We start from the raw sequence: 12,137 nt of genomic DNA on the forward strand, positions 1-12,137 counted from the left end.
GCGCATGTTACATAGCGCAAATGCAGGCTATTCATTGCACAGATGCATATCAACATCTACAACTGACATTGCTTGTAGATATCGTTGCATCCATTCGTATCATCAATCAATGCTCGTTAGGAAAGCTTGCCATAAGCCGGGTTCTGTACTCGTAGTGGTCATAGCGGGAACGACCCTCCCACGATGAGCGACAATCATCTATCTAGGCTACATATTGCTACGTAGCTCAAGCAACTCACCCGAACACGCCTCAGGCTAAGGCTGCAGCATAAGCTGCTGTGTTCTCTCGGTTTTGCTCCAGATGGGGTTTACCAGGAACACAGTCACCTGTGCTCCTCGTGGTCTCTTACACCACGGTTCCACCCTTACCTGTGCTGATTACTCAGCCATCGGCGGTCCATTTCTGTGGCACTATCCTTCGGCTCGCGCCGACTGGACGTTATCCAGCATCCTGCCTTGTGGAGCCCGGACTTTCCTCTCGCAGCATCTAGGCTGCCAGCGATTGTCTGTCAAACTTTCCAATGCACATAACAGTATATCGAGTTTTAACAAAGAACTCAAGAGCAAATCATTCCCATGATCGTGGCTGGTGCAAAATTTATCTATTTACAACCCGCTTATAAAAATTGAAATGGGTCTGTATTGATCGTGGAAGCGATAATTTCTACCTTTGCTTTTTCGGCATCACATTTCGCAGTCAACCAAGCCTGAACGCCTTGTATCATTACCTTTTCAATATGATGACCAGGGTCAATGATGCTTATGCCATCTGCGAGCGCATCCTGTGCTGTATGAAAATCTATATCACCTGTAATGAGAACATCTGCACCTGCAAATTTAGCAGATTTCACATATTTTGCACCCATCCCGCCAAGCACAGCAATTTTTTTAATCGGCTTATCAAGTTCCCCTACAACACGCAGTGCTGGGACGCTGTACGCCTGTTTTAGCTGCTCTGCGAGCTCACCTAGTGTTGTTGACTCTATTAAGCGTCCAACCCTTCCTAGCCCGTACACCTTGCCTTGCTGCTGAAGAGGGATAAGATCGTATGCGACTTCCTCGTAAGGATGTGCTTTAATGATGCTGCTCACAACCTTACGCTGTACACTTGCCGGTACGATGCACTCAAAGCGAATCTCCTGCTCTCTGTGCACCTTATTCACTTCACCGACATACGGATTGGCACCCTCCTCAGCCATAAATGTGCCCGTGCCTGAGCTTTGGAAGCTGCAGTGACTGTAATTTCCAATATGACCTGCACCAGCACGCCACGCTGCTTGTTCCACTGCTGTGAGTGATTGCTCCGGGACATATACAACCAGCTTGCTCAGCTTATCAATATAGACGGCTTCTAGCGGTTTTCTCTCTTGCTCCATCCCTGCCAGATCTGCAAGAAGATCGTTCACACCTCCAACAGCCACATCCAAGTTAGTATGTGAAATATAGACCGCGATATCATGCTTAATCAGCTGCTCATACAGTTTTCCAGCTGGAGTAGAAACATCAATACTGCCTATGGGCCGAAATATAATTGCGTGATGTGCAATAATGAGATCGACCTTCTTGTCGATCGCCTCTTGTACGACCTCAAGCGTCACATCCAACGTAACAAGTACACGCTCCACCATCTTATTCAAGGTGCCCAGCTGTAAACCGATACGATCGTGTTCTACCGCATAGTGCTTAGGGGCAAGCTGCTCCATATACTGAATTAATGTCTGTCCGTGTATAGCCACTTTAGAACCTCCCTAATGAGCTGTTGATCCTGCTTTACAGCAGCAAGCTTTGCTTTGGTTTGACTTAGCTCAGATTGAGAAAGCGAAGCGATAATATAATCGAGCTTCTCTATTTCAGCTAGCCATTTTTTATGCAATATATCCCCTTGCTTTTTAAGGAGATATGGTCCCATTCGCAACGCTAATGCTTCTCTTATCGGTTCTGCATAAGGAAACGAAAGCTCGTCTACTGAAAACAGCTGCTTGTTCCATTCCTTCGCTCCAGCAATTTTTTTTGCATGGAGAACCTCGTAAATTTTCCCATCCTCTTCAAGAATGGTCTCGTCCATTAGTGCCCAATCATGCTCGGTCAGCCATGCTCGTACAGCATCCTCACCAACATTAGGCTGCAGCACCAGCTCCGTAACTCCCTCAAGCTTGCCTTGTTTATATCCCTCTTCGAGAATTGTAGAAATGAGTGCACCACCCATTCCGCATATCGTAATGCTGTCAACCTCATGTGGAGCAATAACCTCAAGACCGTTGCCACGTCGCGCTTCGATCGTACTTGACAGATTGGCATGCGCAATCTGCTTTGTTGCTGCTTGCCAAGGTCCTTCGTTTAGTTCGCCTGCAATAGCAAACGGACAAATTTTCTGTTGAACGAGATAAACAGGAAGCATGGCATGGTCTGAGCCAATGTCAGCCACACGATGTCCTGTTGATATGTAATGAGCTACAGTTTGTAAACGTTGTGAAAGCTGAATCATTAAATTACCCACACCATCCATTGTTTTTTCAATCCAAATAATAAACAGCCAGCGATGAGAACTTTGGCAATGAGCTGCAGCTGCAGCCATAAAGGGTCATCTATAAACAAATATTGAAAGATTTCTGGCATAAACCATGTAATAATACCAACGACAAAAATGATTGCAGCTACTGGCTTGAACCATCGATGGATAAACCAGCATATCCAAAAAAATAAAAATGATAAAGGCAGCCAATAGAATTGAACTTCATACCACTGCTGTCCAGTTGTCAGCTGATGCAGCAGCATTGCATAAGCCATTAGAAATGCGAGCCACCCGCAAAGATGCAGCATACTTAGCTTGCTTTTAATTCCGTAAATCATCCATATTATTGAACAAAGTGCAATGAGTGCAAAATTCCAATACCATTGTTCCAATTGGTGCTGTGCAATTATATATAATCCACCAGTTAATAGCAATAAATGACCAATGAAAATACTCAAGAATCCAATAGGGGCATGATTTACACGAATTTTTTCGCCTAGCCAAAGCAAAATAATCGTCCCTAACAGTATTGACGCAATTTGCATTACAGGATGAAAAACGCTAAAATAAAGCACAACAAACGAAATTAAGGTTAGAATTCCAATTGTTAGGAACCACTGTTTACCAGTAGCTTTCGAGACAGCGACAATCGCTTTTCCGACTAGATGCTGAGGAGGCTCTTCTTCGTTGTCTGATTTGGGTGCTAGCACAGGATCAGCATATAAATTTAGCAGAAAGTCGCAATAGTGATCAGGCAGTAGCTTCGATCGTCGCCAATGCTCAATTTCACGCACGATAATCGTTCTACGCTCTGCTTTCATAGGCAGCTTCCTTTCTATTTGGTTCCTTGATAAAAATGACCTTACTGCGTTAACGCAGAAAGGTCATCCTAAGTTCTAGTTATTCAAGAAAATCTTTAAGGCGCTTACTTCTGCTTGGGTGACGAAGCTTTCTTAACGCTTTTGCTTCGATTTGACGAATACGCTCACGAGTTACACCGAACACTTTACCAACCTCTTCCAGTGTACGCGTGCGACCATCGTCTAGACCGAATCTTAAACGCAGCACATTTTCTTCACGCTCAGTAAGTGTGTCCAGTACATCCTCAAGCTGCTCTTTGAGTAACTCATAGGCAGCCGCATCTGCTGGAGCAAGTGCCTCTTGATCCTCAATGAAGTCGCCAAGATGAGAATCGTCCTCTTCGCCAATAGGCGTTTCCAAGGAAACAGGCTCCTGCGCGATTTTCATAATTTCGCGAACCTTCTCTGTGCTTAGCTCCATCTCTGCAGCGATCTCCTCAGGTGTCGGTTCACGCCCGAGCTCTTGCAGCAGCTGACGAGAAACACGGATAAGCTTGTTAATTGTTTCAACCATATGGACAGGAATACGAATCGTACGTGCCTGATCGGCTATTGCACGGGTAATCGCTTGACGGATCCACCACGTTGCATACGTACTAAACTTAAATCCTTTTTGGTAATCGAATTTTTCAACAGCTTTCAATAATCCCATATTTCCTTCTTGAATCAAATCAAGGAACAACATCCCACGTCCAACATATCGTTTAGCGATACTTACAACGAGACGTAGATTCGCTTCAGCTAGTCGCTTCTTGGCTTCTTCATCACCGTTCTCAATACGTATAGCTAGCTCGATCTCGTCCTCAGAGGATAGAAGCGGAACTCGCCCAATTTCTTTCAAATACATACGAACAGGGTCATTAATTTTAATGCCAGGCGGCAACGCCAAATCATCATCAAAATTAAAGTCGTCCCCTTCTCGCTCCTGATCATCTCCTGTAGGCGAAAGTGGATTGTCATCTTCGGCTTCGTTTAATACCTCGATGCCTAGATCATCGAGCTGCTCGAAAAACTCATCGATTTGTTCTGGATCCTGATCGAAGGGAGATAATTTCTCCATAATTTCTTTATACGTAAGAGAAGATCTTTTCTTCCCTTGATCAATCAGTTGATCCTTCACTAAATCCAACTTTTGCTCAGTATCTAATTCAGTATGCTGATCATTCGCCATTTTGCGACTCCCTCCTCCCTAGATCATTGAAGATTAGTTCTTCAGTTTTCTCTCCAGGGAAATAATCTCAATACCTAATTGCGCTGCTAATAACGCATCTCCAGCACGTTCGGCACGTACCATTTGCTCTTTCTTTTTTTCAATTTCCTGCAGCTTCGGGACTTTCAATATATCCTGAATCCAAGCATCCATAATATCCTCATCAAAGGGAAATCCACCGTCCATCATAAGCAGCTCGGTAGCTGTGCGTTCCAGCTTTTCGTCTTCCAGTGTTGCAACGAAACGAGCAGCGTCCGCCTCATACCCAGATGCATAATACGCATACAAGTACGCAGCGATCGCTTCATGATTTTCGATATTAAAAGCGTCACCCAATTTATCATGAACCGCTAAAGCAACGTCTCTATTACGCATCATGACATGCAATAATCGCCGTTCAGCATTAACATAGGCAGGTAAAACTGTCGAGCTTCTTTCGGTTTTCCTTTTTTCATTCCTACCATTATTCCACGAAAATTGGTTATTATCCCTTTGATGCTTGAAATTTTGCTGCTGCACGCGAAATTCATGGCAATCCTGCTTCAGCGCATCCAATGAAATATCAAATTCCTTTGATAATTCCTTTAGATGAATTTCTCTCTCTGTAGATGAATCTAATGTTGCAACAATTTTAACTGCTTCAACGATGTATTGATTCCGACCTTCTTCTCTTGACAGTATATGGTTTTTCCTTAAATATATAAGCTTGAATTTTGTTACAGATACGGCCTGTTCGATCACCTCGTGTCGGAACGCATCGCCGCCATGTGTCTTAATATATTCATCAGGATCGGTACCAGTTGGAAGAAGCGCAACGAGCACCTTAAATCCGGCCTGCTCGAGCAATGGAATCGATTTATATGCTGCAGCTTGACCTGCTCCGTCACCATCATAGCAAACAATAATTTCATCACTATAACGCTTTAACAGCAGGCAATGCTCCTCCGTTAATGCTGTTCCTAACGTCGCTACCCCCGTTTGAACGCCAGCAGACCACGCCTTGATTACGTCCATAGAACCTTCGAAGAGAACGATTTGCTTCGCTTTTTTAATGGCAGGTCTAGCAAGATTCAAATTATAAAGTATGCGACTTTTTGTAAACAGCATCGTTTCAGGAGAATTTAGATACTTTGGCTGACCTTCACCGAGAATTCTCCCGACAAAAGCAACAGCCTTACCGTTTCTGTCTCGAATTGGAAACATAATTCTGCTTCTGAAACGGTCGTAATAACCCTCACTGTCATTTTTGACAGAAATTAAGCCACCCTTCTCTAACAACTGCGGATCAAATTCTCGATTGATTAGAAATCGAGTCAACACATCCCAATCCCCTGGAGCGTAACCAATCATAAATTGATCAATTAACTTATCCGTCAATCCTCGCTCAATCAAATAGCGCTTAGCTTCATCACCTTGCCGCGTATTGTTCAATATATAATGATAGAACTTAACTGCCAGCTCATGTGCCTCTATGATTTTATTGCGAACATTGTCTTGTTCTTGAGAGTGACCGCTTACGTTAGAAGACCAGGTGACTGGAATTCCAGCATCTTCCGCAAGCATTCTTACTGCTTCCGGAAATGTATATCCCTCCATTTCTTCGACGAATCGAATAACATTACCGCCCTTACCACAGCCATAGCAATGATAAATTTGCAGCTCTGGAGTAACGGTGAACGAAGGAGTCTTTTCAGAATGAAAAGGGCATAACCCCTTCATATATTTCCCATGCTTAGTCAGATGAACATACTTCCCGACTACTTCTACGATGTCATGGTGATTTCTGACTGCATCTATTACTTCATCTGGTATTAATACTCCAGCCATTGACCATCACCTTCAATTTGTAGCACTATAATAATATTCGCTAAACTTCACGTTTCTCCTGCTTTTCTTGTAAAAGTTTTGTCAGGTTTTGTTGAAATCTTTTGCGATCATCGGCAGTAAGTGCTTTCGGCCCTTTCATTCGTTGGCCTTGCCTACGTCGCTTTGCCGCTTCTGCACGACGTTCCAGCAAGTAATCAATATTATCATCATTATAGACTTCACCACGAAAGGATAGCGTATAGGCTTGTTTTGCAATTGCTAAGCAAGCAAGTCCAAAATCTTGTGTAATAACAAGATCGCCTGACCTCGCCCTATTAATAATGAACATATCTGCCGATTGACTGCTTCGATCGACTTGAACCATTTCGACATTCTCAACTTGAGGAAGCCTATGATCAAAAGAAGCAACCATACAAACAGGAACATTAAAAGAGCGGGCGATTGCTATGATTTCGTCTTTCACAGGACATGCGTCTCCATCAACGATAATCTTCACATTGCCCCCCCTTTTTTTGCCGCTTGTTATTAGGTACTAAGTATTATATACGCTATATCGTCAAAAAATCCTTTAATTATTACTCTTTCTTTACTTTCTCCATAATTAGGCTGGCTGTTTCCTCAACTGCACGATGCGATACATCTATTATGGTACACTGGAGCTTTTCCATAATGGTGTTCGCATACTGAAGCTCATATTCGATGCGCTCCGTAGATGCATACGAAGCAGTATCTGGCAGCCCAAGCGCCTTTAACCTTTCTTTTCGAATTACGTTCAAGTAATTCAGGTCTATGGTTAGCCCAATTATTTTATCTCGTGGTACTTGATACAATTCTGCTGGAGGCTTAATTTCTGGTACGAGAGGAACATTAGCTACTTTATATTTTTGATGAGCTAAATACATCGATAACGGTGTCTTGGACGTACGGGAAACACCAACGAGTACGATATCCGCTTTTTTTACACCTGACGGATCACGTGCATCGTCATAGCGTACAGCAAATTCGACCGCTTCGACCTTTCTGAAATAATCAGCGTCAAGAACATGGTTAAGACCAGGCTCTTGACGAGATTTTTTTCCGGTACGATGCTCGAGTAGATCAATAAGGGAGCCTAGCAGATCAATCGCTTGAACGTCATATTGCTCAGCAAGCAGACGCATATACTCACGAAGTTCTGGCTTCACAAGTGTATACATGACGATTGCATCAAGCCTTTTTGCCTTTAACGTAACATCCTCAAGGACCTTTTTGCTCGTTACGAATGGAGCTCTGCGAATATCTGTTGAGATAGGATGAAACTGAGCAATCGCTGCACGAACGACATATTCGCCTGTGTCTCCTGCTGCATCCGATATAACATATACAATGACGTCTGAATCTCTAGTCAAGATGCCCCCTCCTTTTGTTATATTTGACTTTATTTTGTTCCATGCTAATGACGCTGTAGAATAACTGCTCTACGCCCAGACAAGCTTGGATAGATCCGCAATCGCCTGGATATCTTCTGCAATGGATGCTAGCGTTGCCAGACGATTTCTCTTAACTGCTTCATCCTCAGCCATTACCATAACAGAATCAAAATATGCAACGATCGGTTCACGTAATGTAGCTAGCTGCTCATATGCACGCTCCACTTCGCGAGCATTCAACGCATCTACAAAGCCATTATGAACGGCAGTCCACGCTTCATAAAGATTACGTTCAGATTGTTCTTGGAATAATGCTGCATCAACCTGCTTGCTTTCTGCTTTTGCAGCTAAATTACATACACGGTTAAAGGCTTCAACGGTAAGCTTAAATTCAGCTTTATTGTCTTGCTCCAGCTGGTGAGCTAGCAGCTCTGCACGCTTCTTCGTTAATAGTAGATCGCTGAAGCCAGCTGCCATTACCGCATCAATTACATCATATTTCGCCCCGTGCTCTGACAGCCAATTCTTCACGCGCAATGCAAAGAAATCGTTAAGATCTTTAGATATTTCTTCTTTGTTTCGTTTCGTACCACGATCAAGATGCACACTAAGGCTAAGTTCAAACAACTCAGACAGCGATAACTGCAGATCATGAGCGAGCAGTATTTGTACAATTCCCGTTGCTTGTCGGCGTAATGCATAAGGATCCTGCGAGCCTGTTGGGACAATACCGATAGAGAAGCAGCCCACAATTGTATCTATTTTCTCTGACATGCTAACGATAGCTGAAACGATATGTGAAGGCACCGCATCTCCGGAATATCGAGGCTGATAATGCTCGTTAATTGCTTTAGCAACTATCGGGTCCTCGCCTAGTCTTGTTGCGTAATCCTCACCCATAATCCCTTGTAATTCAGGGAATTCATAAACCATCTGAGAAACGAGATCGAATTTGCATATAGCGGCAGCACGCTCAGCTTTTGCTGCTGCATCTGCATCGACACCTAGCTTCGCAGCGATTAACGACGCTGTTTGCGTGACACGACGCACCTTATCACCTACAGAGCCTAGCTCCTCGTGATATACAATATTCTCTAATTTGGAGAGAGCTGCTTCAATCGTTAGCTTATGATCTTCCTCATAGAAAAACTTTGCGTCTGATAGTCGAGCACGTAGAACCTTTTCGTTCCCTCTTGCTACGACATCTAACGAACGCTGATCACCATTACGAACAGTAACGAAGTAAGGTAGCAGCTTACCCTCCTGATCAAGCACTGGGAAATATCGCTGATGCTCACGCATAGAAGTAATAAGCACTTCCTGCGGAATATTTAAGAAGGAGTCATCAAACTCACCGAAAAGTGTACTTGGATATTCAACGAGGAATAGTACCTCCTCCAGCAAATCATCCTTCATTGCAATTTTCCAGTTTTTCTCTGCTGCAAGTGCTTGGATTTGCTCAACGATCAATGCTTGACGTTCATTCACATCAACAATGACTTGCTGCTTGCGAAGCTGCTCAACATATTGCTCAGCTGATTCAATAACTGCTTCATCTCCAAGAAAGCGGTGTCCACGAGATACACGTCCAGATGTTACACCAGCAAGCTCAAGCGATACAACCTCATTGCCATATAGCGCAACTAGCCAGCGAATCGGGCGTACAAATCGCATTTCGTAGCTGCCCCAGCGCATATTTTTAGGGAATGACATTGAAGTAATAACATCTGTAAAGCCTTGAGATAGCATTGCTTGAGTCTCCACGCCAATACTGCTTTTTTTAGCGTAGACATATTCAACTCCAGATAGCTCCTTAAAATAAAGTGATTCTGGTTCTACACCCTGACTGCGAGCAAAACCAAGCGCTGCTTTACTCCAGTTTCCATTATCATCCTGCGCAATTTTGCGTGAAGGCCCCTTTGCTTCTTCTTCCACATCAGTCTGTTTTTCAGCTACTGCTGTAGCTAGAATAGCAAGACGGCGTGGTGTAGCAAATGCTTGAATCGTCTCATAGGAGATACGATGCTCTTGAAGCCACTTTTCGAATTTATGTTTAAGCTGATCCATCGCATCACGTACGAAGCGAGCTGGAACCTCTTCTAAGCCAATTTCTAATAGTAAATCCTTTGCCATCTTAGTTCTCTCCTTTCTTCAATAGAGGGAAGCCTAAACGCTCACGCTCTTCAAGGTATGTTGCAGCGATTGATCTTGCTAAATTTCGTACTCGGCTGATATAGCCCGTTCTTTCTGTAACGCTTATCGCTCCACGTGCATCAAGCAAGTTAAACGTATGAGAGCATTTCAGCACGTAATCATATGCTGGAAATACAAGCTGCTGCTCCATCGTTTTTTTCGCTTCTTCCTCATACATATTGAATAGAGAGAACAGCATCGCTGTATCCGAAGTCTCAAACGTATATTTAGAATGCTCAAACTCAGGCTGATGGAACACATCACCATACGTTACACCGTCAACCCACTCAAGATCGTAAACATTTTCCTTCTGCTGAATATAGGAAGCAAGTCGCTCCATACCATATGTGATTTCTACCGCGATTGGATTCATATCAATCCCGCCAACTTGCTGGAAGTAAGTAAATTGAGTAATTTCCATGCCATCTAGCCATACTTCCCAGCCAAGTCCCCAAGCACCTAACGTCGGAGACTCCCAATTATCCTCAACAAAGCGAATATCATGATCCTTTGCATCAATGCCTAATCTTTTTAGACTCTCAAGATAGAGCTCTTGAATATTGTCAGGAGACGGCTTAAGAATAACTTGGAACTGATGATGCTGATATAAGCGGTTCGGGTTTTCACCATACCGGCCATCTGCTGGTCGGCGAGAAGGTTCTACATAAGCAACGTTCCATGGCTCAGGACCAATAGAACGCAAAAATGTCATAGGGTTCATCGTTCCTGCACCCTTTTCGACGTCGTACGGCTGTACGAGAATACAATTCTGCTCAGCCCAAAACTGCTGAAGCGTTAAAATCATGCCTTGAAAGTTCATTCCAATACAACTCCTATCGATTTATTCTCCTAAGACAGGCATCACCACCCGGGCATACAAAAAAACTCCCGTCGCTACGCCTGTTTACAGACGTAGGGACGAGAGTTATTCCCGCGGTTCCACCCTACTTGATTATTCATTCCTTCGAATAATCCTCTTTCGATTGTCTCGCTCCAGAGTGCCATGCTTGCATACTCTATACCTACTGGGCTTTCACCATCCCCCAGCTCGCTTATCGGTAGAATTTATGCGCAATTCTCTTTCATCGCTCATATTGATATTCTCATATTCTATTCAAGTATTGATCAATTGTCAAACTAAATTACCTAAATTATCTAAAAAGCTTCGAGTCTTAAACTTTATCGCTAGTTGCCCATCGATAAGCAGCCGAATGAGCCTTGCAACCTCTTGCTTTACATCGTTAGAAAGGCTAATATTGCCAACCTGCCGTAGGTCAATACGCTTGTATAAGCGAAGCAGCTTTAGAGCTGTTTCGCTTATTTCCTGTAAAGAAGCATCTTGCGCTGAGCATCTGGAGCACACGATTCCTCCTGCGTAACCTGATAATTTAAAAGGACCAATATGGTTGCCACAATGTATACATTCTTCAACGACCGGGCTGTAACCGCTCATCATAAGCACCTTCATCTCAAAAATCGAAGTGATTACGACTACGTCCTTGCCCTCATCCAAGTTGCTAAAGCATGCCTTTAGCTGTTCAAAATGAATATGACCGATCTCCTCATCTTGAATGCCGCGATCGATTAGCTCAGCTATATAGGAGGCATGGGCAGTAAGATCAAGATCAGCCCTCAGTTTATGATTCGATGTAATAAGCTCTCCATGTTGTAAAGTGCCAAGACCCGTATTTTTCGTAAAGGTGTACTCTCCATATGTAAAAGGCTGAGCAAGCGAGGCGTGCTTGCTCCTAACCTTTCTCGCACCACGTACGAGCACTCCTACTTTTCCACTATTATTCGTTATTAAGGTTACAATTTTATGATTTTCACCGTAATCAACTGTTCGAACAACGATACCTTCCACGCGATAAAGCATTTATATTCCTCCATCTGGCTATGATGAGGGAAGAAATTAATTATCGCTCCACTTCAATCGGCAGCTCTTCATCATCATCACCTAAACCTATAGCCTCGGTATCGATCGAATCTCCAGAACGCTCTACTTCTTTGTAGAGCAGATAAGATTCGACATCCCCGGTTAACGCAAAATATTTCCACGAAAAATCCCTCATTCGTATCCATCCTTCCCGCCTCGGAAATGCTGCTCCAGATGGTTATAGGATGAG

General features: G+C 43.6%; 11 protein-coding genes and 1 other RNA gene. All 12 read right to left on the minus strand.

Translation table 11 applies throughout. The features are described 5' to 3' along the window. Positions 1 to 117 precede the first annotated feature (117 nt). Positions 118 to 518: RNase P RNA component class A (gene rnpB, locus M3180_RS07765), an RNA gene on the minus strand. A 99-nt stretch (positions 519 to 617) separates the two neighbouring features. Next, a complete protein-coding gene (locus M3180_RS07770) occupies positions 618 to 1,736 on the minus strand; it encodes a Nif3-like dinuclear metal center hexameric protein (protein WP_251666735.1) in 1,119 nt (372 codons plus the stop codon). After that, positions 1,712 to 2,485, minus strand: a complete 774-nt coding sequence (locus M3180_RS07775) for a tRNA (adenine(22)-N(1))-methyltransferase (protein ID WP_251666736.1) — start codon at positions 2,483 to 2,485, stop codon at positions 1,712 to 1,714. The genes M3180_RS07770 and M3180_RS07775 overlap by 25 nt, the downstream gene beginning before the upstream one ends. Next, complete coding sequence (locus M3180_RS07780) at positions 2,485 to 3,333, minus strand: hypothetical protein (protein WP_251666737.1); 849 nt, start codon at positions 3,331 to 3,333, stop codon at positions 2,485 to 2,487. The genes M3180_RS07775 and M3180_RS07780 overlap by 1 nt, the downstream gene beginning before the upstream one ends. A 79-nt stretch (positions 3,334 to 3,412) precedes the next feature. Further along, positions 3,413 to 4,543, minus strand: coding sequence for an RNA polymerase sigma factor RpoD (rpoD, locus tag M3180_RS07785; RefSeq protein WP_251666738.1), 1,131 nt, complete (start codon positions 4,541 to 4,543; stop codon positions 3,413 to 3,415). A gap of 33 nt (positions 4,544 to 4,576) precedes the next feature. After that, complete coding sequence (gene dnaG, locus M3180_RS07790; protein ID WP_251666739.1) at positions 4,577 to 6,409, minus strand: DNA primase; 1,833 nt, start codon at positions 6,407 to 6,409, stop codon at positions 4,577 to 4,579. 40 nt (positions 6,410 to 6,449) lie between these two features. After that, positions 6,450 to 6,905, minus strand: a complete 456-nt coding sequence (locus M3180_RS07795) for a YaiI/YqxD family protein (protein ID WP_251666740.1) — start codon at positions 6,903 to 6,905, stop codon at positions 6,450 to 6,452. Positions 6,906 to 6,984: 79 nt separating this feature from the next. Continuing rightward, positions 6,985 to 7,800 carry a pyruvate, water dikinase regulatory protein gene (locus tag M3180_RS07800; protein ID WP_432806913.1) on the minus strand — a complete coding sequence of 272 codons (816 nt, stop codon included), beginning with the start codon at positions 7,798 to 7,800 and terminating at the stop codon, positions 6,985 to 6,987. Positions 7,801 to 7,866: 66 nt separating this feature from the next. Next, positions 7,867 to 9,951: a glycine--tRNA ligase subunit beta gene (gene glyS / locus M3180_RS07805; protein WP_251666742.1), complete on the minus strand. Its 2,085-nt coding sequence runs from the start codon at positions 9,949 to 9,951 to the stop codon at positions 7,867 to 7,869. 1 nt (position 9,952) lies between these two features. After that, positions 9,953 to 10,831 carry a glycine--tRNA ligase subunit alpha gene (gene glyQ / locus M3180_RS07810; protein ID WP_251666743.1) on the minus strand — a complete coding sequence of 293 codons (879 nt, stop codon included), beginning with the start codon at positions 10,829 to 10,831 and terminating at the stop codon, positions 9,953 to 9,955. Positions 10,832 to 11,143: 312 nt separating this feature from the next. Beyond that, entirely contained in the window at positions 11,144 to 11,887 is a 744-nt protein-coding gene (recO, locus tag M3180_RS07815) for a DNA repair protein RecO (protein WP_251666744.1), read from the minus strand. 40 nt (positions 11,888 to 11,927) lie between these two features. Beyond that, the gene (locus M3180_RS07820) at positions 11,928 to 12,083 is read right to left on the minus strand and encodes a YqzL family protein (RefSeq protein WP_251666745.1); all 156 of its coding nucleotides are present in this window, start codon (positions 12,081 to 12,083) and stop codon (positions 11,928 to 11,930) included. Positions 12,084 to 12,137: the final 54 nt, after the last annotated feature.

It is taken from the genome of Paenibacillus camelliae, assembly GCF_023715345.1.
GTDB classification, from domain to species: domain Bacteria; phylum Bacillota; class Bacilli; order Paenibacillales; family Paenibacillaceae; genus Pristimantibacillus; species Pristimantibacillus camelliae.

What these genes read in the sequence shown, in the direction of transcription:
- M3180_RS07775 (WP_251666736.1), bottom strand. Translation starts at nt 2,485, where the DNA reads ATGATTCAGCTTTCACAACGTTTACAAACTGTAGCTCATTACATATCA.
- M3180_RS07780 (WP_251666737.1), bottom strand. Translation starts at nt 3,333, where the DNA reads ATGAAAGCAGAGCGTAGAACGATTATCGTGCGTGAAATTGAGCATTGG.
- rpoD (WP_251666738.1), bottom strand. Translation starts at nt 4,543, where the DNA reads ATGGCGAATGATCAGCATACTGAATTAGATACTGAGCAAAAGTTGGAT.
- dnaG (WP_251666739.1), bottom strand. Translation starts at nt 6,409, where the DNA reads ATGGCTGGAGTATTAATACCAGATGAAGTAATAGATGCAGTCAGAAAT.
- glyS (WP_251666742.1), bottom strand. Translation starts at nt 9,951, where the DNA reads ATGGCAAAGGATTTACTATTAGAAATTGGCTTAGAAGAGGTTCCAGCT.
- glyQ (WP_251666743.1), bottom strand. Translation starts at nt 10,831, where the DNA reads ATGAACTTTCAAGGCATGATTTTAACGCTTCAGCAGTTTTGGGCTGAG.
- recO (WP_251666744.1), bottom strand. Translation starts at nt 11,887, where the DNA reads ATGCTTTATCGCGTGGAAGGTATCGTTGTTCGAACAGTTGATTACGGT.
- M3180_RS07820 (WP_251666745.1), bottom strand. Translation starts at nt 12,083, where the DNA reads ATGAGGGATTTTTCGTGGAAATATTTTGCGTTAACCGGGGATGTCGAA.